The 25,134-nt window shown below is 57.2% G+C and carries 22 protein-coding genes; 15 read left to right on the top strand and 7 right to left on the bottom strand.

What is annotated here, in order from left to right; translation table 11 throughout:
• Positions 1-57: 57 nt before the first annotated feature.
• Both BXY66_RS12735 and rbfA read right to left on the bottom strand, forming a co-directional pair.
• Positions 58-795 (bottom strand): phosphodiester glycosidase family protein, encoded by a 738-nt coding sequence (locus tag BXY66_RS12735; protein WP_132860622.1) that lies wholly within the window; start codon positions 793-795, stop codon positions 58-60.
• Positions 792-1,214 carry a 30S ribosome-binding factor RbfA gene (gene rbfA, locus BXY66_RS12730; RefSeq protein ID WP_132860621.1) on the bottom strand — a complete coding sequence of 141 codons (423 nt, stop codon included), beginning with the start codon at positions 1,212-1,214 and terminating at the stop codon, positions 792-794. The genes BXY66_RS12735 and rbfA overlap by 4 nt, the downstream gene beginning before the upstream one ends.
• 84 nt (positions 1,215-1,298) lie before the next feature.
• On the opposite strand from rbfA, the gene dapB reads away from it, so the two are divergent.
• The 4 genes from dapB to BXY66_RS12710 all read left to right on the top strand — a co-directional run bounded on the left by dapB (position 1,299) and on the right by BXY66_RS12710 (position 6,398).
• Positions 1,299-2,108: a 4-hydroxy-tetrahydrodipicolinate reductase gene (gene dapB, locus BXY66_RS12725; protein WP_132860620.1), complete on the top strand. Its 810-nt coding sequence runs from the start codon at positions 1,299-1,301 to the stop codon at positions 2,106-2,108.
• A gap of 186 nt (positions 2,109-2,294) precedes the next feature.
• Positions 2,295-3,245 carry an ABC transporter substrate-binding protein gene (locus BXY66_RS12720; protein WP_132861070.1) on the top strand — a complete coding sequence of 317 codons (951 nt, stop codon included), beginning with the start codon at positions 2,295-2,297 and terminating at the stop codon, positions 3,243-3,245.
• Positions 3,246-3,252: 7 nt separating this feature from the next.
• On the top strand, positions 3,253-4,332 hold the full coding sequence (locus BXY66_RS12715; protein WP_132860619.1) for a quaternary amine ABC transporter ATP-binding protein: 1,080 nt from the start codon (positions 3,253-3,255) through the stop codon (positions 4,330-4,332).
• The gene (locus tag BXY66_RS12710) at positions 4,332-6,398 is read left to right on the top strand and encodes an ABC transporter permease (RefSeq protein ID WP_132860618.1); all 2,067 of its coding nucleotides are present in this window, start codon (positions 4,332-4,334) and stop codon (positions 6,396-6,398) included. Before BXY66_RS12715 ends, BXY66_RS12710 begins: the two co-directional genes overlap by 1 nt.
• Before the next feature lie 50 nt (positions 6,399-6,448).
• Here BXY66_RS12710 and BXY66_RS12705 read toward each other — a convergent pair whose 3' ends face one another.
• Positions 6,449-6,628, bottom strand: coding sequence for a DUF1674 domain-containing protein (locus BXY66_RS12705; protein WP_132860617.1), 180 nt, complete (start codon positions 6,626-6,628; stop codon positions 6,449-6,451).
• Positions 6,629-6,730: 102 nt separating this feature from the next.
• Here BXY66_RS12705 and BXY66_RS12700 point away from each other — a divergent pair, with 102 nt between their 5' ends.
• The 7 genes from BXY66_RS12700 to BXY66_RS12670 all read left to right on the top strand — a co-directional run bounded on the left by BXY66_RS12700 (position 6,731) and on the right by BXY66_RS12670 (position 15,409).
• Positions 6,731-7,999, top strand: a complete 1,269-nt coding sequence (locus tag BXY66_RS12700) for an RsmB/NOP family class I SAM-dependent RNA methyltransferase (protein WP_132860616.1) — start codon at positions 6,731-6,733, stop codon at positions 7,997-7,999.
• Between the two features lie 136 nt (positions 8,000-8,135).
• Positions 8,136-9,872 (top strand): heparinase II/III family protein, encoded by a 1,737-nt coding sequence (locus BXY66_RS12695; protein ID WP_243694378.1) that lies wholly within the window; start codon positions 8,136-8,138, stop codon positions 9,870-9,872.
• 26 nt (positions 9,873-9,898) lie between these two features.
• The gene (gene purH, locus BXY66_RS12690; protein WP_132860615.1) at positions 9,899-11,488 is read left to right on the top strand and encodes a bifunctional phosphoribosylaminoimidazolecarboxamide formyltransferase/IMP cyclohydrolase; all 1,590 of its coding nucleotides are present in this window, start codon (positions 9,899-9,901) and stop codon (positions 11,486-11,488) included.
• Positions 11,489-11,622: 134 nt separating this feature from the next.
• A complete protein-coding gene (lspA, locus tag BXY66_RS12685) occupies positions 11,623-12,093 on the top strand; it encodes a signal peptidase II (RefSeq protein ID WP_132860614.1) in 471 nt (156 codons plus the stop codon).
• Between the two features lie 53 nt (positions 12,094-12,146).
• Entirely contained in the window at positions 12,147-12,662 is a 516-nt protein-coding gene (locus BXY66_RS12680; protein ID WP_132860613.1) for a DUF3035 domain-containing protein, read from the top strand.
• Between the two features lie 117 nt (positions 12,663-12,779).
• Entirely contained in the window at positions 12,780-14,114 is a 1,335-nt protein-coding gene (locus tag BXY66_RS12675; protein ID WP_132860612.1) for a M16 family metallopeptidase, read from the top strand.
• Positions 14,111-15,409 carry a M16 family metallopeptidase gene (locus tag BXY66_RS12670; RefSeq protein WP_132860611.1) on the top strand — a complete coding sequence of 433 codons (1,299 nt, stop codon included), beginning with the start codon at positions 14,111-14,113 and terminating at the stop codon, positions 15,407-15,409. Before BXY66_RS12675 ends, BXY66_RS12670 begins: the two co-directional genes overlap by 4 nt.
• A gap of 70 nt (positions 15,410-15,479) precedes the next feature.
• Here the strand turns inward: BXY66_RS12670 and BXY66_RS12665 are convergent, their stop codons facing one another.
• Genes BXY66_RS12665 through deoC form a run of 3 tightly spaced genes read right to left on the bottom strand, consistent with a single transcriptional unit; the run spans position 15,480 to position 19,127 of the window.
• Positions 15,480-17,825 carry an aldehyde dehydrogenase family protein gene (locus tag BXY66_RS12665; RefSeq protein WP_132860610.1) on the bottom strand — a complete coding sequence of 782 codons (2,346 nt, stop codon included), beginning with the start codon at positions 17,823-17,825 and terminating at the stop codon, positions 15,480-15,482.
• 5 nt (positions 17,826-17,830) lie between these two features.
• Positions 17,831-18,130, bottom strand: a complete 300-nt coding sequence (locus BXY66_RS12660) for a hypothetical protein (RefSeq protein WP_132860609.1) — start codon at positions 18,128-18,130, stop codon at positions 17,831-17,833.
• Between the two features lie 4 nt (positions 18,131-18,134).
• Positions 18,135-19,127: a deoxyribose-phosphate aldolase gene (gene deoC, locus BXY66_RS12655; RefSeq protein WP_132860608.1), complete on the bottom strand. Its 993-nt coding sequence runs from the start codon at positions 19,125-19,127 to the stop codon at positions 18,135-18,137.
• A 188-nt stretch (positions 19,128-19,315) separates the two neighbouring features.
• Here deoC and BXY66_RS12650 point away from each other — a divergent pair, with 188 nt between their 5' ends.
• Genes BXY66_RS12650 through BXY66_RS12635 form a run of 4 tightly spaced genes read left to right on the top strand, consistent with a single transcriptional unit; the run spans position 19,316 to position 23,228 of the window.
• On the top strand, positions 19,316-20,278 hold the full coding sequence (locus BXY66_RS12650; protein WP_132860607.1) for a metal ABC transporter solute-binding protein, Zn/Mn family: 963 nt from the start codon (positions 19,316-19,318) through the stop codon (positions 20,276-20,278).
• A 10-nt stretch (positions 20,279-20,288) separates the two neighbouring features.
• Positions 20,289-21,095, top strand: a complete 807-nt coding sequence (locus BXY66_RS12645) for a metal ABC transporter ATP-binding protein (RefSeq protein WP_132860606.1) — start codon at positions 20,289-20,291, stop codon at positions 21,093-21,095.
• Between the two features lie 4 nt (positions 21,096-21,099).
• Complete coding sequence (locus BXY66_RS12640) at positions 21,100-22,305, top strand: metal ABC transporter permease (RefSeq protein WP_132860605.1); 1,206 nt, start codon at positions 21,100-21,102, stop codon at positions 22,303-22,305.
• Positions 22,302-23,228 (top strand): metal ABC transporter permease, encoded by a 927-nt coding sequence (locus BXY66_RS12635; protein WP_132860604.1) that lies wholly within the window; start codon positions 22,302-22,304, stop codon positions 23,226-23,228. The genes BXY66_RS12640 and BXY66_RS12635 overlap by 4 nt, the downstream gene beginning before the upstream one ends.
• Here BXY66_RS12635 and BXY66_RS12630 read toward each other — a convergent pair.
• The gene (locus BXY66_RS12630; RefSeq protein WP_132860603.1) at positions 23,225-24,952 is read right to left on the bottom strand and encodes a SulP family inorganic anion transporter; all 1,728 of its coding nucleotides are present in this window, start codon (positions 24,950-24,952) and stop codon (positions 23,225-23,227) included. The two genes, BXY66_RS12635 and BXY66_RS12630, sit on opposite strands and share 4 nt — an antisense overlap.
• Positions 24,953-25,134 lie beyond the last annotated feature (182 nt).

The following is a 25,134-nucleotide window of genomic DNA, read 5'->3' as shown; positions in this document are numbered from 1 at the left end:
TGTGTGCGCCTTTGATCTCTGGTGAGGGCGGCGACCTAGCGGATCAAACGCTGCCTGTCAATTTGCGGAGGTTTCCAGCACGCCGACAATTGGCCCCATCAGAAAGCCCGGGTCGGACCGGTTGATGGACGGCGCGTGCAAGCGACTGATCTTGCCGTCGAAATACAGTGCGTTGGGCGTTTCCAGCACGTCGCGGAAAATTAGCCCGAATTCGTGAAAGGTGACCGCGTTTCGAGAGATTACAAAATACGCTTTTCTTCCATCGGCCGAAGTACCAACGCCGTTGCGAATGAATTTTGACGTGCTGTCCACAAGAAAGCGCGGGTGCAACTGGCCGTCGATCACCAGCATGGGTCCTGATTGAGTGGCGTGTTCACACGAAGGTCGGGTTTTCGCAAATTTAAGAGTTTCGATCACATCCGCGCGCGTGTCGTTGATGCAGAACACACCGTTAGGCAAAAGGCCGAAGTTTCCTTTGGACGCCCCTGTCAAAAGAGGAGCCTCCTCTTCGCCGAACTCAACGTAGTGGCCGACGGGGCGGCGGTCGGAATGATACATGCCAGCATTCATGGCGAAAGCGAGAAAACGGCGGTCTGGCAATGCGCGTTGTATGTCCCGAAACTGTCCAAGAATGGCGCCGTCGGTGTCGCGCAGGAAAAGACGCAGCTCTTCTGTTTCGAGATCAACAGTGCAAAGAGTGTATCGGTTGCCTTCGTGGGCTGCGTCTTCACACGTCACTGCGCCAGCTAGAGTAGGCAGCAAGACCAGTGCAGCGGTTAGAAGTACGCGGATCACTGGGTGTCAGCCTCCGGATCGTCCGGTTTTTCGACATCTCGCCGGACGCGCTCGTCTGACAGCATGGCGCGTGTCGCTTCCATCTGGTCATAGGTTTTGTCGATACGGAATCGCAGGTCCGGCGCGTGTTTTAGCCCCGCCTTCTTGCCGATGATGCGGCGGAGCTCACCTTTGTTGCGGGCCAGGTAGGCAATCGCCTCTTCCTGTTGTCCGCCGCCAAGTGGCAGAACGTAGGCGGTTGCGATGGTAAGGTCCGGGCTGACGCGGACTTCGCCCACCGTGATCGACAAACGGTTCAGGTCCGGATCATGGATATCGCCCTTCATCAGGACTTCGGACAGGGTGCGACGGATCAGTTCGCCGACGCGTAACATCCGCTGGGAGGGGCCGCGGCCCTCGGAATCTCTGTGTTTTGCCATGTCTCTCCACTTAGGGCGTTTGAGGGCCTTTGCCAAGCGGACAGCCAAAGGGTAAGCATGGCGCGAAGATTAAGGGAGACGAAAATGTCAGACTTGCCGGGAATCGTGATCACTGGAGCGTCGGGCCGCATGGGGCAGATGTTGATCAAGACGGTACTGGACAGCGACAAGGCGCGCCTTGTTGGTGTTGTGGAGCGCGCAGGTCACGACTGGGTTGGGCGCGATGTCGGCGAGGCCATGGGCGGAGCCGCGCTTGGCGTGACGGTCACCGATGAGCCGCTGGAAGCCTTTGCGAAGGCGCAGGCGGTGATTGATTTCACGGCTCCTGCGGCCACCGTTCAGTTTGCCAAACTTGCCGCTCAGGCGCGGGCTGTTCATGTGATTGGCACCACCGGGATGACCGAGGACGATATCGCCCAGCTGGAGCCGTGCGCTCGTCATGCTGTGATCGTGCGTGCCGGAAATATGAGCCTAGGTGTGAATCTTTTGACGCTGCTGACGAAAAAGGTTGCTGCGGCCTTGGACGAAGAGTTCGACATTGAAGTGGTTGAATATCACCATCGCCACAAGGTCGATGCTCCTTCCGGCACAGCCCTGATGCTCGGTGAAGCCGCAGCAGAAGGCCGCGGCGTATCGCTGACTGACGTAGCCGATCGTGGTCGCGACGGAATAACCGGGGCGCGAAAGCGCGGGGATATCGGGTTTACTGCAATTCGCGGAGGAGACATCATCGGGGAGCACGACGTTATGTTCGCCTGTGATGGTGAGCAGATTATCTTGCGCCACAAAGCGACAGATCGGAGCCTCTTTGCAAAAGGTGCGCTGAGAGCCGCTCTCTGGGGGCAGGACCAGAAACCCGGCGAATATGATATGCTCGACGTGTTGGGTTTGTGATCCTGTCTTCAGGTCGAGAAAAGCGATTATAATATAACCGTTTAGCTAGACGCCTTGGGCACGGGTTCTCAAGCGTTAATCTTTTTGTTGGCAGCTCGCGACTCTTATGGTCTTATGTGGCCAGTCAAAAAATTAAATGATCATACAAGAAATGACCTCAATAGGGAGTGGGACATGAAAACTTTGATGAAATCCGGCCTGTCAGTGCTGGCAATGACTGCGATGGCCTCGGGCGCATTGGCCGCCGATCTTGGCGCCACGGATGAGCCGATCAAGCTGGCGATCAACGAATGGACTGGTCAGCATGTGACAACACACGTTGCAGCCGAAATGCTGCGTGCTGCTGGCTATGAGGTTGAATTCGTAACAGCAGGCATGCTGAACCAGTTCCAAGCAATTGCGGATGGCGACATCCACGCGACGCTGGAAATTTGGTCCTCCAACGTTTCTGATCAGTACGCGGTCCTGAAAGGTGAAGGCAAACTGGAAGAGTTGTCGGATCTGGGCCTGGATGCACGCGAGGGCATCGCGTACCCCGCCCACGTGGAAGAGCTCTGCCCTGGGCTGCCTGCTTGGGAAGCCTTGAATGACTGCGCAATGAACTTTGCCACCGCCGAGACACTGCCGATGGGTCGACTGGTTGACTATCCTGCCGATTGGGGCACGCCCGGTGCGGATCGCATGACCGGTCTGGAGCTTCCGTTCAAAGCAATTCCTGCTGGCTCGGAAGGCGCATTGATTGCTGAGCTGCGTGCTTCTACTGAAAAGAAATCACCCCTGCTGATCACTTTCTGGCAACCTCACTGGGCGATGTCCGCATACGACGTGAAATTTGTGCAGCTGCCAGCAGGTGAAGATGCATGTTTCACGGATGCAAGCTGGGGCCCGAACCCGAACGCGATCAACGACTGTGACTTTGCAGCAAGCCGCATCTTCAAGGCGGGTTGGCCGGGCCTCAAAGACAAGTGGCCTGCGGCGCACGAGATTCTGGTGAACTACACGCTGGCGGTTGGCGACCAGCAACCGATGATGGGCGCAGTCGATGTCGATGGCAAATCCGTAGAGGAAGTTGTGGCGGCATGGATGGGCGCAAACGAGTCCAAGTGGAAGCCGGTCGTAGAAGCGGCGACCAAGTAAGGTTCACATGACCGACACGAACAGCACTGCTCCGGCGATTGCCGTCGAAGGCCTCTGGCAGGTCTTCGGCGAGCACGCCGAAAAGGCCTTGCGCACTGCGCGCGAGGCCACCACCAATCCCGAAGACTTCCATGCAATTGCCGAAAGTTTGAAAGGGCGAGGGCTTATACCTGCCGTACGCGCCGCCGATTTTGAGGTGAAGGCTGGCGAACTCTTCGTGATTATGGGGCTCTCGGGCTCCGGCAAATCAACCATGATCCGTTGCATTTCGCGGCTGATCGAGCCGACTGCCGGGTCAGTGCGCATTGACGGCGAAGACATCCTTCAGGCGAACGAGAAGCGTTTGATTGAGCTACGTCGCAACAAGCTGGGAATGGTGTTTCAGCACTTCGGTCTGTTTCCGCACATGACAGTGACCGACAACGTGGCCTTCCCACTGAAAATGCAAGGTGCAGGTAAGGCCGAGCGCCGCAATCGGGCGCATGAAGTTTTGGAACTCGTCGGGCTGCAAGGACGCGAAGATGCCTATCCCCGGAACCTTTCCGGCGGTCAGCGGCAACGTGTAGGCATCGCCCGCTCTCTGGCCGTGAATCCTGACATCTGGTTTTTGGACGAACCGTTTTCCGCATTGGATCCATTGATCCGTCGTCAGCTTCAGGATGAGTTTCTCAACATTCAGGCGACTCTGAAAAAGTCGATCGTGTTCATCACACACGATATCCAAGAGGCGCTCAAACTCGCCGACCGAATTGCGATCATGCGGGATGGTGAAATCGTGCAGATTGGTACACCAGAAGATATCGTTCTTCGTCCGGTCGACGATTATGTTCGCGAATTTACACGCGACGTTCCAAAGGGACGTCATGCTTGCGTGGAAAGCGTAATGTTGGGCGACGTGCCCGAAAGCATGCCGGATGATCCGAAACTCAAAGTGGGTATGACATTGAGCACCGCACTTGAGAAGTGCATGGACCTGTATGAGCCAGTGCCGGTTTGGGATGATGCTGGCAATATGGTCGGAGCGGTGCATCCAGCGGAACTGGCGGCGGCGTTGCATGTGGATGAAGACACTGGCGGGGCTGCCTGATGGCCGTTGTCGAAGAGGTGTCTGATCGCCGCGGTTTGGATTTGACGCGTGGAGCCAAGGCAGCTTTGCTGGTTTTGGCGGTTGGGATTACTTGTCGTCTGCTCGGCGCGCAATTTGAATGGCTGGTGGCATGGCCTGACGCCCTGACAGTGCCCATGACCGAATGGGTTGGTGCTGTTGTAAGCTGGTTTCTTGGCGTGTTTAAGCCGGTTGCGCGGTTTTTCTCTTTTTTGCTTGGATTTCCCATGGAGTGGGTCGGTGCCGTGCTCGGTGGCGCGCCGTGGCCTTTGATTGTGGGGGCCGTGACCGCCATTGGCTGGTTGATCGGTGGGGTTCGGCTTGCTGCGTTGGGTTTCCTGGGACTCGGGTTCGTGGTGATTTCCGGGTATTGGGCCGAAGGCATGAACACGCTGGCTTTGGTGACGGTATCCGTTCCGCTGGCGGTGGTTCTCGGCATGGCCATTGGAATTCTAGCATTTGAAGTCCCACGGTTAAAAAGCGCGGTCAATGGCTTGCTTGATGTTATGCAAACTGTTCCGACATTTGCCTACCTGACACCCCTGATTGTGTTGTTCGGCTTTGGACCGGTGGTCGGTCTCATTGCCTCGGCTATTTATGCGGCGCCGCCGATGGCGCGGAATGTGCTTTTGGGACTTGAGCGTGTGGAGCCCGAAATCCGGGAGGCCGCGGTAATGTCGGGTGGCACGCGCAGGCAACAGTTGTTTTTGATCGAGATTCCCGCCGCAGGCCAGCAGATCATGGTGGGATTCAACCAGTGCCTTATGGCTGCGTTGTCGATGGTCATTATCGCCGCCGTAATTGGCGGGTTCAAAGACATTGGCTGGGAAGTACTTTTGACGATGCGCAAGGCTCAGTTCGGTCCGGCCTTTCTTGCAGGGACCGTGATTGTTGTCTTCGCGGTTGTGATTGACCGGATGTCGGCGGCGTTGGCTGAGCCTCGTCCATCTCAGAGTAAAAGGGTGGCAGCCGGGATCTTTGCGGCTGGTGTGATGGTGGCAGTCTGGTCGATGATCGCCGGTTGGAACCCGAGTGGTATCGCGCTTCTGGATGGCGTTGCCGAGGCGGTCGACAAAGGCGTCGGCACCTTTACCGCCAACAATGGCGCTGCGTTGGACTCGGTCAAGAACTCATCGATGTTCTTTGGCCTTTTGCCTTTGCGTATTGGTCTTGCAGACGCGGTTTTGCCGTTCACCTGGGGTTTCCAGTGGACTGCAATGCACAGCATGGCCTGGTTTGCCGCCGCCGCCGTGATCGGTGGAATTCTGGCGTGGCGAGACCATGTTACCGCGGGCGCGGTCGTCGTGATCGCTGCATTGTTTCTTGAAATCGGGATTGCACAAGCGCCGTGGCCTCTGATCCTAATCGGGGCGGCTGCTTTGGGCTGGGTTGCAAGTGGCTGGAAGCTCGTACGTCTGGTGGTTATCCTGCTCGGCCTGATCCTGATTTCCGGCCTTTGGGAACGTGCAATGCTGTCGCTTTATCTGAGCGGCGCATCTGTTGCAGCCTGTGCTTTGGTAGGCGGCGTACTGGGTTTTTTGAGTGCTATGAGTGCCCGGGTTTGGACCGTCGTGCGGCCGATATGTGATATGCTGCAGACCATTCCGTTGTTTGTGTTTCTGATCCCAGTTCTGATGTTCTTCCAGATCGGCGAATTTTCCGCATTTCTGGCGATTTGCATGTATGCGGTTGTGCCGATGATCCGCTACACGCGTCAGGGCCTGGTTTCGACGCCTGAGGATATGATCGAAGCGGCCACGGCCAGTGGTGCAGGAAAATGGCAGACCATGTTCGAGGTGCGCGGGCCCTATGCGGCGCCAACCATCCTGTTGGGTTTGAACCAGACCATCCTGTATGCCTTTGCCATGCTGGTGATTGCGGCACTGATCGGCACGACCGGTCTTGGTCAATCCATTTATCTGGCATTGGGACAAGCCGATGTCGGACTTGGTGTGACTGCCGGTGCGGCCATGGCTATTCTGGCGCTGGTTGCTGATCGTTTGGTTCAGGGGTTTGCCGAAGATCGGCGCAAGGCGCTGGGCCTTTGAATTTTTGGCATCTGCAGCCGCGCCCGCGAGGGCGTGGCTGCGAATAGTCCTCAGAAGTCAATCGCCAGACCTTTTTTCTCCCAATCGCCGTAGCGAACAGGTTCAGGCCCGTCGCGGCCTCCCAGTTCGGTTGGCAACTCGAGGGCTTTGGCTTTCCGGCGGCGTTCCTCGGCTTCGGCCAAAGCGCGCTTCGCGGCTTCGGGGAGATCCTTTTGGCTGTCGTCGCTCATGGCCAGTCCTTTCGCGCGGGCTTTCTTTTGGAGTATGCCCTTGATATACGCGCGCCTTCGGGAACGACAAGGTTCTCTAGAGTCGCACGAGAAAGGCCAGCGATGTCAAAATCCGGAATGCAGACCCGCCGCAGTGCTGTTTACCTGTTGGATCAGGTTCTTGGCGAAGGCCGGCTTTTGTCGGAGGTCATCGGAAGCGGTGCACTGGAGCGGTTGGAACCTGCCGAACGGGCTCGTGCCCAACGTCTGGCGGTCGATACTCTGCGCGGTTTGGAACGCGCGGACAGGGTTTTGCAAAAGCACCTGAAGAAAGTTCCTGCGATGACGGTGCAGAACGTTTTGCGCCTCGGAACCGTGGAACTGTGCCAGGGTGGCGCGGCGCACGGCGTGGTGAATGACGCTGTCGAGATCATTTCAAAAAACAAACACCAATCGAAGCTGAAGGGGCTGGTGAATGCGGTGCTGCGCAAGGTTGATGCCGAAGGGCAGGCCGAATGGGATCGTCTGCGTATTCCGCGCATGCCAAAGTGGTTGCGCAAGCCTTTGGTGCAGGCCTATGGCAGCGAAGTTATGCTGGGCATCGAGGCCGCGCATTTTGCGGGTGCGCCTTTGGATTTGACTGCCAAAGGAGATCCTGAAGCGCTAGCAAAAGTTGTTGAAGGAGACCTGCTGCCAACCGGCTCTGTTCGTGTTTCAGTCGGTCAACAAGTATCAGCCTTGTCGGGTTACACCGAAGGCGACTGGTGGGTTCAGGACGCTGCCGCGGCCTTACCCGCAAAAATTCTGGACGTGAAGCCCGGCGAAAAAGTTCTGGACTTGTGCGCCGCTCCGGGGGGCAAGACCATGCAGTTGGCGGCCGCAGGCGCGGAGGTAACGGCTGTAGATGACAACCCCTCGCGGATGGCGCGCGTCGAGGAAAACCTAAAGCGAACAGGCCTCACGGCAAAGTTGGTGGTTGGTGACGTTATGGCGCAGGGTGGTGAGTATGACGCAATCCTTCTGGATGCGCCCTGCTCTGCGACGGGAACCATGCGAAGGCATCCGGACCTGCCCTTTGCAAAAGACGGCAGCGAATTCGGTGACCTGATCGGATTGCAGGAAGTGTTTATTGACCATGCACTTGGACTTTTGAAACCGGGTGGGCGTCTTGTGTTTTGCACCTGCTCCCTGTTGCCTGACGAAGGTGAAGTACAGGTTGAGGAGGCCTTGGCGCGATGGTCCGGTGTTCGTGTGGATCGCGAGGCGCTTTTGGTGGGTGGCGTTGACCCTGAATGGGTTACCGAAGAAGGCGGTCTGCGTCTGAGACCTGATTATTGGGCCGCGCGCGGAGGCATGGACGGATTCTATATGGCGATGCTGCGCAGGGAGTAACGCGCCGTTCACAAGGTACACATTCGTTAGCCTTTCCCAGCTACACTTGAGGCCGCCGCAACTGAATCGGTGACTTGTGCAGACAACCCCGCTAAACTCTGTGCAAAACGCCAAAGAGCGTAGAGGCAGAGAGTGAATGTCCAACCCTAACGGCATATCAGCACGCGGCACGCGGCTGATGCATCGCGTGCATGCGCGGATCAGCACGATGGCCAGTCCGGCAACCGGTTTCACGTCGATGCCGGAGCCGCGCACCATCGGTTTATATGCGCGTGGCAAGCAGCTGGTGGCGGGAAACTTCCTTTTTGCCGGACATCTTTTGACGGCTCAGAACACGTCTATGTGGTCTCTGGATGCACCGGATGAAGTTTTTGCTCAGGAACTTCACGGATTTGCGTGGCTTGACGACCTGGCCGCTGTCGGCGATGCGCCTGCACGGGACCGTGGGCAGGACTGGGTTTGGGGCTGGATCGCAGAGTACGGGCGTGGACGCGGCCCGGGATGGACGCCAGATTTAACGGGACGCCGGCTTATCCGCTGGATCAGTCATGCTCTGTTTCTCCTGCGGGCGCGTAGCCCAGAGCAGTCTGAAGACTTCTACAAATCTTTGGCGCAACAGACGATATTCCTGAGCCGCCGCTGGCGTACCAGTTTGCCCGGGCTTCCCCGCTTCGAGGCTTTGACAGGGCTTATTTATGCCGGTCTCGCCCTTGAAGGCATGTCGCAGCATGTGGCGCCAGCGCTGAAGGCGTTGGACAGGGAATGTCGGAAACAGGTTGATGAACAAGGTGGTATTCCAACCCGAAACCCGGAAGAGTTGCTTGAAGTTTTTACGCTTCTGACTTGGGCGGCCACAGCGTTGACGGAAGCCGAATTGTCGCCTTCCGAGGCGCATGTCCAAGCAATAGAACGCATTGCACCAACACTGCGCACACTTCGCCATTCCGATGGTGGATTGGCGCGGTTCCACGGCGGTGGTCGTGGCATCGACGGACGTTTGGATCACGCTTTGGCAGAGAGTCGGGTCAAGACCCGTCAGGCGGACGGTCTTGCTATGGGGTATGCGCGCCTGAGTGCAGGGCGAACCAGCGTTGTCGTTGACGCCAGTTTGCCGCCAAGCGGGGACAGTTCCACCAATGCACATGCCTCGACCCTTGCGTTTGAATTGACCAGTGGTCGTCGCCCCGTGGTTGTCAATTGTGGTTCAGGCAGCAGCCTTGGCGAGGATTGGAGGAGGTTTGGCAGGGCCACGCCGTCTCATTCTGTTTTGACGCTCGATGAGTTGTCCAGTTCCCGCCTTGGAAAAATTGGCAAGGGCTGGCGCGAGGAACAGCTTGTCGAAGGGCCAAAGGATGTTCCGATAGAAGTCACTCCGGTGCCGGATGGCATAAAGTTCCAGGGGGGACACGACGGGTATCGAGAAACGCATGGTCTGACCCATGCACGCACACTGGAACTGACCTTTGACGGGCGAGGCATGGCTGGCGAGGACCTGATTGTGGCGCTTGAAGACGGTGACAAGCGCAAGTTTGACAAGGTGATGGACCAGAAGGCGTTGCAGGGGATTCCCTATGACATTGCATTTCATCTCCATCCGGAGGCTGATGCGAGTCTTGATATGGGTGGGGCAGCGGTCTCAATTGCCCTCAAAAGCGGTGAAGTTTGGGTGTTCCGGCACGACGGAGCGGCCAAAATGGAGCTTGTGCCCAGTGTTTTTCTTGAAAAAGGCCGCATAAAACCGCGCGCGACAAAACAGATCGTTCTATCTGGCGTCGCAATGCAGTATGGGACGCGCATCCGGTGGTCTTTGAGCAAAGCGCATGAGACTGGTGTGGCGATCAGGGATCTGAACCGGGATGAGTTAGATTTGTAACCTGAGCCCGAGGACCCTTGCGCCCCATGACCGAATTGCTGCCTATTCGCCGCGCCCTGATTTCTGTTTCTGACAAGACCGGTTTGATCGACCTTGCCAAAGCTCTTTCCGAGCGCGGCGTCGAACTGTTGTCCACCGGAGGTTCCGCCAAAGCAATGCGCGACGCCGGGCTCGAGGTGAAGGACGTTTCTGAAATCACCGGTTTTCCTGAAATGATGGATGGCCGTGTCAAAACGCTTCATCCCAAGGTGCATGGTGGATTGCTGGCACTACGCGACAACGACGCCCATGTGGCAGCCATGGAGGAACACGGCATTGGTGGCATCGACCTGCTGGTTGTGAACCTCTATCCGTTCGAGGCTACGGTTGCGGCAGGCGCAGATTATGACACCTGCATCGAGAACATCGACATCGGTGGGCCTGCCATGATCCGTGCGGCAGCCAAGAACGCCGCGTTCGTGAATGTCATCGTGGACGTAGAAGACTATGACGCGTTGCTGGGCGATATGGATCAGCACAAGGGTGCGACGTGTCCCAAATTCCGCCGCAAGCTTAGCCAGAAAGCTTACGCGCGAACGGCAGCCTACGACGCAGCTGTGTCTACCTGGATGGCGGAGCAGCTTGAGCTTGAAACCCCAAAGCGTCGCGCGTTTGCAGGCGAATTGAAGCAGACTTTGCGGTATGGCGAAAACAGCCATCAGAAAGCCGCGTTCTATACTGACGGTTCAGGTCGCCCCGGTGTGGCCACTGCAACTCAGCTGCAGGGCAAAGAACTGAGCTACAACAACATCAACGACACGGATGCGGCGTTTGAACTGGTGTCTGAGTTCGACCCGGCGGTGAGCCCTGCCGTGGCGATTATCAAACACGCCAACCCGTGTGGTGTGGCCGTGGGAACAACTCTGGTTGAGGCTTATCAGAAGGCATTTGATTGTGACCGGACCTCTGCGTTCGGTGGCATCGTGGCGCTAAACCAGCCGCTTGATGCGGACACCGCCAAGAAGATCGTTGAGATCTTCACTGAGGTGGTGATTGCGCCGGGCGCGTCGGAAGAGGCCAAAGAAATCTTTGCGGCGAAGAAGAACCTTCGTCTGTTGCTGACCGATGGTCTTCCAGACCCGCGTCAGCCAATCACGGCCTACAAGCAAGTTGCCGGTGGTGTGCTGGTGCAGGACAAAGACGTGGGTTATGTGGGCAAGGATGACCTTAAGGTTGTCACCAAGTTGGCGCCGACAGACGCACAGATGGAAGATCTTCTGTTTGCCTGGAAGGTCGCGAAACACGTCAAATCCAACGCCATTGTTTATGTCAAAGGCGGCGCAACCGTGGGCGTTGGCGCCGGTCAGATGAGCCGTCTGGACAGTGCCAACGTGGCAGCCTCCAAGGCGCAACGTATGGCAGACGAGTTGGGCATGGACGAAAGCCCCGCCAAGGGCTCCGCAGTGGCGTCTGACGCATTCTTCCCCTTTGCTGACGGCTTGCTCGAAGCGGCCGCTGCTGGCGGCACTTGCGTGATCCAGCCCGGCGGTTCGATGCGTGACGAAGAGGTGATCAAGGCGGCAGACGAAGCCGGTCTGGCGATGGTCTTTACGGGCATGCGGCACTTCCGGCACTAAGGTGAGCCAAAGGTGATCAGGGCCTTCGCGGCTATTTCCTTGTTGCGAAGGCCGATAGCGCTTACGATAGCGCCAACAAAACCAAGGGTGCTGCAAAGCGGCACGAGGCAGACGGGCAGTTAGGGGGACGCAATATGCGTCTGGTATTCTGGGCAGGCTTTTGGGCCTTCATTACCGATCAAGCGAGTAAATATGCTGTGGTGCATATGCTCAACCTTCGCGAGATCATCGCCATGGACGTGCTGCCACCGCTTCTGCGGTTTCACATGGCGTGGAACGACGGCATCAATTTCGGCCTTTTGTCTGGAAGCCCTGAAGCGGCGCGTTGGGTGCTGGTCGCAGTCGCGTTGGCCATTTCTGTGTTTGTGCTGGTCTGGATCAGGCGTGAACCGCCCGGCAAGTGGGGGCTGATCAGCGCTGGCTTATTGATTGGTGGTGCCATCGGTAATGTGGTGGATCGCCTGATTTACGGGGCCGTGGCGGACTTTCTGAACATGTCATGCTGCGGGATCGACAACCCCTTCGCGTTCAACCTCGCGGATGTATGGATTTTTGCGGGGGCAATTGGGTTAGTGATCTTTGGCGGCGGCAAAAGAGAGGCGTGACGTCGAAGTTTGAATGCGCTAAACCTTGGCGCAACTGTGTTGGAGGTGTGCGAATGCACGTGTCACGTCTGTTGATTTTAGGATTGGTTGCAGGCCTTGCGGCATGCAGCGGAGACAAGACTTTGCGCACCATGCCCAACAATTCGGACGGTCCGGACGAGTTCCGCATTATTCCGGGCAAAGAGCTGACCCAACCCAAAGATTACAACGCCTTGCCATTGCCGGCACCGGGCGGCGTGAACCGGACAGATCTTGATCCGGTGGGCGATGCGATGGTGGCCTTGGGTGGACGCGCACCAAGCCGTGAGAATACCAATCAGATTGCTTCGGCTGACGCGGCCCTTGTGACGTATGCTTCGCGAAATGGCCGCACTGCGGACATCCGCCAGACCACCCGTCTTGAGGATGAAGAATTCCGCAAGAAACGCGGTCGCTTCACACAGATCCGTCTGAAAAAGACCAACATCTATGAAAAGGTCTATGCGCCGCAGGATCTTGAGGAAGTCGATGAATGGTGGCGCTGGCGTCGGGCCGGCGCAAAGACGCCTGCGGCCCCAGCGACGGAATAAACTGCACGCGTCTGGCGATTTCACGCTGGCATCTCGTCACAAAACCGTTTGATCACTTGAAGCTGCTCGGCCGTAGCGTAACTATCCAGACAAGCGGTTAAAACGGAGCTTTTTCGCATGTTGCGACTCTTTGCATTGGCCCTTGGTGCGGCGGTATTCGCCTTGCCATTGCGCGCCAACGAACTCGTCACCGATTTCATGCTGGACAACGGAATGCAGGTGGTGGTCGTTGAAGACCATCGCGCACCAGTGGTGATGCATATGGTCTGGTACAAAGCTGGATCAGCCGATGAGAAGCCCGGTGTGTCCGGCATTGCGCACTTTCTCGAACACCTGCTGTTCAAAAGCACGGAAAACATGGAGAGTGGCGAGTTTTCTGCCACCGTTGCAGCCAATGGCGGACGGGACAATGCATTCACCAGTTACGACATGACGGCCTACCACCAGCGTGTTGCCAGCGACCGGCTCGAGCTGATGATGCAGATGGAAAGCGACAGGATGGTAAACCTGCTCCTGCAGCCCGAAGAAGTGCTGACCGAACGGGACGTTATCATTGAGGAGCGCAATCAACGGGTTGAAAACAGTCCCGGTTCTCTGTTTCGCGAACAACTGAGTGCGGCGCAGTATCAGAACCATCGGTACGGGGTTCCTGTAATCGGCTGGCGGCATGAAATGGAAGCGTTATCGCTGGAAGATGCGCGGGAATTCTATGACACATATTATGCTCCCAATAATGCGATCCTACTCGTAGCCGGTGATGTCGATCCAGAAGATGTAAAGGCGCTGGCAGAAAAGTACTACGGTGTCATTCCTGCCAATCCGGATTTGCCCGAGCGGGTGCGAACCAAAGAGCCGCCGCAAATCAGTCCGCGTCGGTTAACGTACGAAGACCCGAGGGTCGCCCAACCATATGTCACGCGCTCATACCTCGCGCCTGAACGCAACCCTGGTGATCAGGAGACAGCCGCCGCGTTGACTTTGCTTGCGGAAATCTTGGGAGGTGGACAGACCTCGATACTGAGCCAGAAATTGCAGTTCGAGCAAAAGAAGGTTGTGTATGCGGCGAGCTGGTATAACGGAACGTCTCTGGATGAGACCACGTTTGATTTCGTAGTGGTTCCTGTACCAGGCGTGTCGCTGGAGGAAGCCGAAGTTGCGATGGACGCGGTTGTTGCCGAGTTTATCGAGACCGGTGTGGATAGTGATCAGCTTGATCGTATCAAAATGCAACTGCGCGCAGCCCAGATTTATGAACGCGACAGTGTGAACAGCGTAGCCAACCGGTACGGGCGCGCGCTGACCGCTGGGTTGGAGATCGAGGACATTCAGGCTTGGCCGGAGATTTTGCAGGCAGTGACCGAGGAAGACATCATAGCCGCCGCAAAGCAGGTTTTTGACAAGCGCCGTTCCGTAACCGGCTGGTTGATGGGCGAAGAGGAGGTCACGCAATGATCCGGTTAGTTTTGGCATTTGTAGCTGTTGTGGTCGCGGTACCGGCTTGGGCTGAAATCAACATTAAGGAAGTAACCTCACCGGGCGGCATCAAGGCGTGGCTTGTAGAAGAGCCATCTATCCCTTTTGTGGCGATGGAATTGCGGTTCCGCGGTGGGACGTCGCTTGATGCGGCTGGCAAGCGAGGGGCGACGAACCTCATGGTCGGCTTGTTGGAAGAAGGCGCCGGAGGGCTGGATGCGCAGGGGTTCGCACGTGAGAGCGAGGCTCTGGCGGCTCAGTTTGGCTATGACAGCAATGCTGATGCTGTGTCGATTTCAGCGCGTTTCTTGACCGAAAACCAAGACGAGGCGCTCGACCTTTTGCGTTTGTCACTGGTGGATCCGACTTTCCCCGAAGTGGCCGTCGAGCGCGTTCGGAGCCAAGTACTTTCCGGCTTGCGCAGCAGCCTGAAAGACCCTGACAAGATCGCTGGGAAACGTTTGAGCGCCTTGACATACGGGGATCACCCGTACGCGACCTCTGGCGAAGGAACGATTGAAAGCGTTTCCGCTTTGACGCGTGATGATCTTGTCGCTGCACACAAGGGGGCTTTGGCCAAGGATAGGCTATTTGTAGGGGTGGTCGGCGACGTGACCGCCGAAGAATTGGGCCCGATGCTGGATGCGCTTCTTGGAGATTTGCCCGAAACTGGCGCGCCTTTACCAGGCAAAGCGGAGGTCAGTTTCTCAGGCGGAGCAGATGTTGTGGACTTTGATACACCGCAATCTGTTGCGCTCTTTGCGCAGCCCGGGATTCACCGCGATGACGAGGACTTTTTTGCTGCCTATGTACTGAACGTGGTGCTGGGCGGCGGCGGCTTCGAGAGCCGTTTGATGAATGAAGTGCGCAAGAAACGGGGCCTTACCTATGGCGTCTATTCGTATCTCGTTCTTCGCGATCAGGCAGACATCTACATGGGGTCGGTCTCCAGCGCCAACAATCGGATCGCGGAATCGATCTCTGTTATTCGCGAAGAATGGGCCAAGATGGCCGAAAACGGCGCCACCGAGGAAGAGGTTGAAAAGGCAAAGGCGCTTCTAACCGGCGCCTATCCACTTCGATTTGACGGCAATGGGGCCATTGCAACCATCATGGTGGGTATGCAGATGGACGGGATGCCGCGCGACTATATCGTGAACCGGAATGACTACGTCAACGCCGTGACAGTTGAAGACGTCAATCGCGTTGCGAAGGAATTGCTGGATCCAGATGCGTTGACTTTTGTTGTGGTTGGCAAGCCGGAAGGCGTTTGAGCCACAGCATTTTGAAATGAAAAGGGCGGCCGGATGCGGCCGCCCTTTGTCGTTTTTCGGGTGTTGCGACTTATTCGCCGTAGGGCACCCAGATATTCTTCACCTCGGTCGCGGCTTGCAAGAAAGCGCGGCCCTCTCCCTCGGCGCCAAACCAGTCCCGCGCAAGGCCATTGTTGACCCATGTGCGCTTTAGGTTGCCCGCGCTTTCACGTTCGATTTCAGCGGACAGATCAGTCGATGAGAACGACCAAGTTGCGTCAACGTCCATGTGACCTGCGAGCGGCTTCGCGAGGTCACTGTGCTGGCCCGTTAGGATGTTTACGACACCACCTGGCACATCTGAAGTTTCCAGAACCTGATAGAAATCTGTTGCGGCAAGCGGATAGGCTTGGGATGCGATCAGTACCGTGCGATTGCCCATTGCGATGGCTGGCGCCATGACAGAGACCAGTCCCAGAAGTGGAGTTTCGTCTGGACAAAGCGCGCCGATCACGCCCACAGGTTCCTTCATCGCAAGCGCAACGCCGCGGATCGGGACACCATGTGCCTGTCCGTCGTATTTGTCGGCCCACGCGGCATAAGTGAAGAGGCGGCGAATGGAAGTTTCCACTTCTGCCTCACCCTGTTTGCCACCGGTCAACGCATTGATGCGGTGCGCAAATTCTTCGCTGCGAGCGGACAAGTTTTCCGCGATGTAGTAGAGGATCTGCGCGCGCAGGTGACCAGTAGTGCCGGACCAGCCTTTGGCCGCATGCGCAGCTTCAACGGCGTTACGGACATCCTTACGGTTCGCGATCGGGGCCTGGCCCAGGAGCGCGCCGTTTTTGCCGTAGATGTTCTGGCTGTAACCGCCATCAGGACGCGCCTGTTTGCCACCGATGTAGAGTTTCGGCGTGCGGTCCAGCGGATCAAGCGGACCTTTGTCGCCGGAGAAGGGTTCGACAGGCTTGAGGGCTTTCGCAGTGCCCTTGGGTTTCGTGTAGGCCGAGAGACCTTCCCAGCCGCCTTCACGCCCATAGCCGCTTTCGCGCACGCCGCCGAAACCGGCAGCAGCATCAAACAGGTTGGTGGCGTTCACCCACACAACACCGGCGACCAGTTTGGGCGCGATGTCGAGCGCGAGGTTCACGTTTTCAGTCCAGAGAGTTGCCGCCAACCCGTAGCGCGTGTTGTTCGCCAGCTGGACGGCTTCGGACGGCGTGCGGAAGGTGGTCGAAACCAGTACTGGTCCGAAGATCTCTTCCTGCATCAACTTTGATGAAGGCGCGAGGCCGGTGATCAGTGTTGGCGGGTAGAAGCAGCCCTCGAGCGGCATATCGACGGCAGCCTTGTAGGTTTCGCCCTCGGTGTTGCCGTCAACCATCTGGGTGATGGTCTGCAATTGCACTGGATCCACAACCGCTCCCACGTCGATGCATTTGTCGAGTGGGTTGCCAAGGCGTAGCCCGTCCATGCGGGCTTTGAGTTTGGTGTGGAACTTTTCGGAGATGCCTTCCTGAACCAGAAGACGGGAGCCGGCGCAGCAGACCTGACCCTGATTGAACCAGATGGCGTCAACAAGGCCTTCAATCGCGCTGTCGATGTCCGCGTCGTCAAACACGATGTAAGGGGACTTGCCACCGAGTTCCAAAGTCAGCGACTTACCGGATCCCGCCGTCGCTTCGCGAATGCGTTTGCCCACCTCGGTTGAGCCGGTGAACGCTACCTTGTTGATGTCTTCGTGCGCGGTGATCATTTCGCCAACCGCACCATCGCCGGTGACGATGTTCACAACGCCCGCGGGTAGGCCCGCCTGTTGACAGATGTCGGCAAAAGCCAACGCTGTAAGCGAAGTATATTCCGCAGGTTTCAGAACCACTGTGTTGCCCATAGCCAGTGCCGGTGCGACTTTCCACGCGAGCATCAATAACGGGAAGTTCCAAGGGATGATCTGGCCGCACACGCCCAGAGCCTGAGCATTGGGCAGTTCGGCTTCCATCAGTTGGGCCATGCCTGCGTGGTAGTAGAAATGGCGCTGCACCAGCGGGATGTCGATGTCGCGGCTTTCGCGGATCGGTTTGCCGTTATCCAGCGTTTCCAGAACCGCAAAGAGACGGCTGTGTTTCTGCAGAAGGCGTGCAATGGCATAAAGATACTTCGCGCGGCCGTGACCGCCGAGACTTTCCCATTTGCCTTGGGCTTTGCGCGCAGCCGTGACCGCAGCGTTGACTTCGTCCTGCGTGGCTTGTGTCAGATCAGCGAGGGTTTCGCCGTTTGCCGGGTTCTTGGACTGGAAGTCTTTGCGCGGTGCCGTCCAGTCGCCGTCGATGAAGTGCCCGAAGGCCGCGCCCTGATCGACAATCCAAGCCAGCGCATCGCCGGCACTTTCGGGGGCAGGGCCATAATCCATGGTTTCGAAAATTTCTTTCACGGTCATATGGGTCATACCTTGATTGTGTCAGTGCGCCAGCCTTCGATGAAGTCGCTCACGTCTTCGGCCAGCATGCGCAATTCATCGTCGATCGGATAGTAGGCCCAGACGCCTTTCTCTCCACGGCAAAACACGAACTCGATGCCGCCGCTGCCGGCACGACCTATGTAGAGTTTTTGAGCGTCGTCACTCTCACGGATTTGGGATTGGGTGTAAAGAAATGCCGTCCGGCCGGGTTCGTCGGCCAGTCCGGTTGCAAGTTTAGCGAAATATTCTTTGGCGTTTGGCCAATTTGCTGCGTTTACGGTCATGTCATTATCCCATCGCGTGGCGGTATCCGGCTGAGTAGTGGCCGGTAAGGTGATGTTCGAGTTGACGCTCGATGTCGCCCAGCAGGGACGAGGCACCGAAGCGGAAGAGGTCGGGTTGCAACCAGCGGTCGCCAAGTTCGTCTTTTATCAGTGAGAGGTACACCAAAGCGTCTTTGGCTTTGGAGATTCCGCCTGCCGGTTTGTAGCCAACACGGTATCCGGTTTGGTCATAGTAATCCCGAATGGCACGGATCATAACAAGAGAGACTGGAAGGGTCGCGTTGACGCTTTCCTTGCCTGTGGACGTTTTGATGAAGTCGGCACCAGCCATCATGCAGACAAGTGAGGCGCGTGCGACGTTGCGCAAGGTTCCGAGTTCACCCGTGGCGAGGATCGCCTTAACGTGGGCGTCTCCGCAAGCTTCGCGCATCTCTTTCATTTCATCATAGAGCGCCTGCCAATTGCCCTGAAGGACGTGGCGGCGGGTGATGACGATGTCGATTTCTTCCGCGCCTGCTTTGACGCTCTCTCCAATTTCTGCGATCCGCAGGTGATAGGGTGACAGGCCCGCCGGGAACCCGGTCGACACAGCTGCGACCGGGATACCGGTTCCCTTGAGAGCGCTCACGGCGGTTTCGATCATGTCGTGATAAACGCAGACAGCACCCGTTGTGAGGCCTTCCATGCCCAAAGCTTCCAGAATGTCAGCACGGACCGGTTGTCTGGCTTTTGCACAAAGACGTTCGACGCGGCCTTCGCTGTCGTCACCAGATAGCGTGGTCAGGTCAATCAGCGAGATCGCCTTGCAGAGCCATGCGGCTTGATGGTCTTTCTTGACCGAACGTCGACCCGGCAAGGTCTTAGCACGGCGTTCGATCGCCGAAGTATTCGCCTGTGCCGTGCGGACCCAATCGAGGTCCAGCGGCATGCCGGGGTTGCGCGGTTCAATCGCCGTAGGCAGCTGGTGCCCTTCGGCGGAAATGGTGGGCGTCTGCATCGATCCATCCTGTTGAGGAAAACAGGTCCAAAATGACTCAGATCACGTAACCGATGCAAGATTTAGAAAGCGTGAATCTGCATTTTTTTGATCTTATGGTCAGAAAAAATATGAGAATAAGTCGCAATTGCGTTGACAGTATTGAGAATGGTTCTCATATTCAATTTGACTGAAAACAGAGGTGATAAATGCGATTCTCTCGCAGACAGTTCATTTTGAGTGCCGCCGCCGGCTTTGCCGTTGCGCCGAGGGCAAGTTTTGCGGCAGGCAAATTGAACGTTGTAGCCACCACTGGCATGATCGCGGACACCGTGCGCCGGATAGGTGGCGACATGGTGGAAGTTCGGGGTCTGATGGGGCCTGGCGTGGACCCGCATGCTTATCGCCAGACTCGTTCTGACATCGTTGCAATGACCCGTGCGGACATTGTTTTCTGGCACGGTCTGTATCTCGAAGCGCAAATGGAAGACTTCTTTCACAAGCTAGAAAAACGCGGTTCCGTTGTTTCAGTAACCGACAAGTTGCCGCGCGATCTTTTGCGTGGACATGACGATTACAACGACAAATACGACCCGCACGTATGGATGGACCCGAAGATTTGGGTACTGGTCGCGGAGCGCGTGCGCGATGCCCTGATTGAAGCGAGGCCTGAGCAACGCGCAGTGTTTGAGGCGAATGCGTCGGCGTTTGCGGACGAGTTACGCGTATTGGCAGACTACGCCAATCGCACTTTGGCAACGGTTAACGCAGAGTCCCGTGTGTTGCTTACGGCGCATGACGCGTTTGGGTATTTCGGCACAGCCTACGATTTTGAGGTCATGGGCATTCAGGGTATTTCCACCGAATCCGAGGCTGGTTTGAACCGGATCAGCGCGCTGGTGGACATGCTGGTAGAGCGCAAGATTGGTGCGGTTTTTGTAGAAAGCTCGGTTTCAGACCGTTCCATGCGGGCGGTGATCGAAGGAGCTGCGGCCAAGGGCCATGACGTCAAGATTGGTGGCGAATTGTTCAGTGACGCCATGGGGACCGAGGGGACCTATGAAGGCACTTATGTGGGCATGATCGACCATAATGTCACCGTGATTGCATCTGCGTTGGGTGGTGAAGCGCCTGATCGTGGCCTGAATGGCAAGTTGTCGGCTGGAAGCTGAGGTTGGACGAATGACCGTGGAATTGGCAGCAAACGATGGGATGATCCCTACAGGGCCAGGGCTTGATGCAAGCCCGATGGCAGTGCGCGGGATGACCGTAAGCTATGGCCAGACTCCGGTGGTTTTCTCTGTTGACATGACCGTAGCAGAAGGCTCAATGACCGCGATCATTGGACCGAACGGCGCGGGCAAATCCACGCTGTTGAAGGCAGCCTTGGGTGTGGTCTCCTCATTGGCGGGGCAAGTTTCGGTGTTTGGCAAACCGCTGGACAAGGAGCGTAGCCGTATCGCCTATGTGCCACAGCGGGCAAGCGTGGACTGGGATTTCCCGACGCGAGTGATTGATGTCGTACTGATGGGCCTGTACCGGGAGTTGGGTCTTTTGAGGCGTATCCGCGGGCAGCATCGCGCGAAGGCGATGGCCTGCTTGGAGCGGGTCGGAATGGCAGATTTTGCGGATCGGCAGATTGGCCAGCTTTCGGGCGGGCAACAACAACGTGTGTTTCTTGCACGGGCACTTGCCCAAGAGGCGGACCTCTATCTTTTGGACGAGCCATTTGCCGGCGTGGATGCTGCGACCGAGAAAGCCATCATTGATGTGCTCAAGTCCTTGAAGGCGCAAGGCAAGACCGTTGTTGCGGTACACCATGATCTTGCGACAGTCGCGGAGTATTTTGATCGCGTGTTCCTGATCAATACGCGCAAGATTGCCGAAGGCACCGTTGAGGAGGCCTTTACTGCAGAAAACCTCGACAAGACTTATGGTGGTCGTTTGGCCACCGGCCAGATAGATCAACTGGATCTGGTCGCGGGGTGATCCCATGCTTTGGGACGCGCTGACGCTACAGCTTGGATACAATGCCACACTGGTGACTGTGGGGGCTGCGCTGCTTGGCGTGGCGGCAGGTGTTACAGGAACATTTCTCTATTTGAGAAAGCGCGCGCTCGTGAGTGACGCCATCAGCCATGCCACTTTGCCGGGCGTGGCGCTTGCCTTTATCGTGATGGTGGCGCTGGGAAGTGACGGCCGCAACTTGCCATTTTTGCTTTTGGGAGCAGCCGTGTCTTCGTGGCTTGGCCTTTTATGCGTGAACTGGCTGACAGGGCGCACACGCTTGGCGGAAGATGCGGCGATCGGGGCGGTGCTGTCCGTTTTCTTTGGCTTTGGCGTGGTATTGCTCACGGTTATCCAGACGCTTAGCGCGGGTCGGGCCGCCGGACTTGAAGGGTTTTTGCTCGGGTCGACCGCCGGCATGTTGTTCAACGATGCGGTTGTGATCGCAGTGGGAGGGTTGCTAACGCTCTTGTTGGTGGTTGCCTTGCGTCGCCCCATGAGTCTGGTGGCCTTTGATCCGGAATTCGCCGCAGCCAGTGGCGTCAACGTGCAGCGGGTGGACTTGGCGATCATGGGCTTGGCAATGGCGGTGACTGTGGTCGGTCTCAAAGTGGTCGGCCTGGTCCTGATTGTGGCAATGTTGATTATACCACCAGTTACGGCGCGTTTTTGGACTGATCGGACTGATCGGATGGCCCTGATTTCGGGTGCCTGCGGTGGGCTTGCGGCTTGGGCTGGAGCGGCGCTTTCAGCAACTGCGCCAGCGCTGCCGACTGGTCCTATCATTGTGCTAACGAGCTTTGCTCTGTTTGCTGTGTCTCTGTTGCTTGCGCCGGGACGCGGTTTGCTTGCAGTTGCTTTGCGACATCGCCGATTTCAGCGGCGTGTCCACATGCGGCAAGGGTTGTTGGCGCTGGCATCGGGACAGCCGATCTATGAGCGTTTCACGTTAAATCTGTTGAAGCGCGCGGGGCTCGCCCACGCGGATGGCGTTGCGACGGAAGATGGGAAGGCACGGGCTGCGAAGGCGCTGCGGGATGAAAAGCGATGGGAGTTCGTGCGTGCGGATCAGGCGTTCGAAAGCGCGGCTGCGATGTATGACGGTTTGCGGGAAATCGAAACGGTTTTGACCAGCGATCAGATTGCGGAAATTGACAGGCGGATTGGCGGCCCGCGAGGCGTGACAGTATGAGCGGCGCGGAGTTTGTCCCTCTGTCGCTGACGCCTCTCCTGATTGGTGTTTTTGCGGCGGTTGCCTGTGCGCTGCCGGGCAACTTTCTGGTCTTGCGTCGGCAAGCCTTGATCGGAGATGCGATCAGCCACGTTGTTCTTCCGGGGATTGTTGTTGCTTTTCTCGTGACCGGCGTTGTGGCAGCGGCACCAATGCTATTGGGCGCAGCTGGGGCGGCTGTTTTGGCAGTGGTGATGATCGAGGCAATCAGGCGGCTGGGTAGCATCGAGCCCGGTGCCGCAATGGGGCTGACCTTTACCACCTTGTTTGCAGCGGGGGTTCTGTTGCTGGAGCAATCCGACACATCTGGCGTGCATCTCGACGTAGAGCATGCGCTTTATGGCAATCTGGAAAGCCTGATCTGGCTGGACGCTGTTGGTTGGGAGAGCCTTGCCGATCCCTCGGCACTTGCGGGTTTGCCGGTCGAGTTGTTTCGCGTGGCAATCGCGCTTGTCGGTGTCGCGGGTTTTTTGTGGGTGTTCTGGCGACCTCTGGTGCTTTCGACTTTTGACGAAGGTTTTGCCCAGACCATGGGGATGCGCACCAAAGGTATTGGGCTCGCGCTGGTTGTGGTGGCGGCCATCGCAGCGGTTGCGTCATTTGATGCGGTAGGCTCGATCATCGTGATCGCAATGTTCATTTGTCCGCCTGCGGCAGCGCGGCTGATGACAAACAGGCTTGAGGCCCAAGTCGCCTGGAGCGTTGGCTTCGCCATGATGTCAGCGGTTCTGGGTTATGTCCTCGCAGGATACGGGCCGATCTGGTTCGGCTTTGACAATGCCGTTAGCGCGGCAGGCATGATCGCGACTGTTTCCGGTGTGATCCTCGCGTTGGCGGCTCTTTTCGGGCCGTGCCGTAAGCGATTGGGTGCGCCCGCGGTCTAGGAGACCGGCTGGGAGAGATCGCGCCAGGCATCGTATTGCGCGAGATAGACTTGGCCGGTCAAATCTTCCAGAAAATGACTGCGTTTGAGGCGGTCCATCACAGGGCCTTTGACCTCGGAAAGGTGCAGGCGGATGTCGAGTTCCGAGAGGCGCATGTTGATGGCTTCCAAGCTCTCCAATGCGCTGAGGTCAATCTCGTTAACAGCCGAACACATCAGCACAACGTCGGTGATTGGTTCGTTGCAGACGACGCGGTCATAGACATAGTCTTCAAGAAAGCGGGCATTTGCGAAATACAGGCTTTCGTCGATGCGCAGCGTGATCAGGTTTGGCGTTGTCTCGACCTTGTGGCGCAGGATGTTGCGGAAGTGTTGTGTCGTCGGCACCAAGCCCACTTCGGCAACATGAGGCCGAGAGGTCTTGTAGAGATGCAGCGCTATCGAAATCAACACACCGGCGCTGACTCCGACTTCGACACCAAACCCCAAAGTCAGCGCGATCGTGGTGGCTACCGCGGCGAAATCAACCCGTGAATAGCCCCATGCATGGCGCAGGACGGACAGGTCAACGAGGCTCAGAACCGCGACGATGATCGTGGCGGCAAGCGTGGCTTTGGGCAGGAAGAACAGAAGTGGTGTCAGGAAAAGTGCAGCGCCGGCAATGCCGATTGCCGTGAAAGCGCCTGCTGCAGGCGTCTTTGCGCCGGCATCGAAATTCACGACAGAGCGCGCAAAACCACCGGTTACAGGATATCCTCCCGAAATCGCCGACGCGATGTTGGACGTGCCCAAGCCGATGAGTTCCTGGTCCGGATCAATGCGTTGTCTATTCTTTGCTGCAAGGGTTTGAGCCACTGAAACGCTTTCGACGAAGCCGATGATGGAGATCAGCAGGGCCGACAAGAAGAGTTGCGACCATAGGTCTGGCGCGAACTCGGGCAGACCTATTGGCGGCAATCCGGTGGGAACGGTGCCGACAATCGCAACGCCCTTGGACGTAAGATCAAAGGCATAAACGGCGAAGGTGGTTGCGATGACCGCGGCGACGGGACCTGCTTTCGTGACGATATCAGCCAGTCCGGACGACGCACCGAGTTTACGAAGCAGCGGCTTCAAGCCCTTGCGTGTCCAGAACAGGAACGCGAGAGTTAGCGTGCCAAGCAGCAGGGTGATCGGATTGGTTTCTGGCAGATGTGAGCCCAATGAACCAAGCAGTTCGGGAAGGGAATGTCCGTGTGCTGAAATTCCGAGAATGTGTTTGAGCTGGCTGATCGCGATCAGAATTCCGGAAGCCGTGATGAAGCCGGCGATGACTGGATGGGAAAGAAAATTCGCCAGAAAACCAAGGCGCATGATGCCCATGGCGGTCAGGATCAGACCTGAAAGAAAGGCAAGTGCGACGGCTGCGGCAATGTAGGCTTCGGTTGTCGGAAGGTCGAGATTTCCGACAGCGGCGGCGGTCATCAGAGACACGACCGCAACAGGTCCCACAGCAAGGACTCTGGATGTGCCGAAGATCGCATATGCCACAAGAGGCAAGATCGATGCGTAAAGCCCAACCTCTGGCGGCAGGCCTGCAAGCAGAGCGTAAGCCAGAGACTGTGGAATGAGCATTATCGTGACGATCACGGCGGCCATTATGTCGGCGCCGAGCGTGGTTTGATCGTAGGTCCTCGCCCACGTCAGGATTGGCAGGTGGCGGGTGATTTTGGCGGATCGCGACATGGGACCTCGGGTTTCTTGTGTTGAGTTTATATATTCCAATTACAGAATATGTAAAGTGGTGCGACCGGGATTTTGCAGACACTTTGACGAAGTCAGAAGAAACGATGGTTAACGTTCTGAAAATCGGCGAAAATTCGGGTCTGCAAAACATCTGCAAAGCGTCGGCATTACGTCGGTATGCA

This window comes from Shimia isoporae, assembly GCF_004346865.1.
Taxonomy (GTDB): Bacteria; Pseudomonadota; Alphaproteobacteria; order Rhodobacterales; family Rhodobacteraceae; genus Shimia; species Shimia isoporae.
This window is presented reverse-complemented; position numbering and strand designations above follow the sequence as displayed.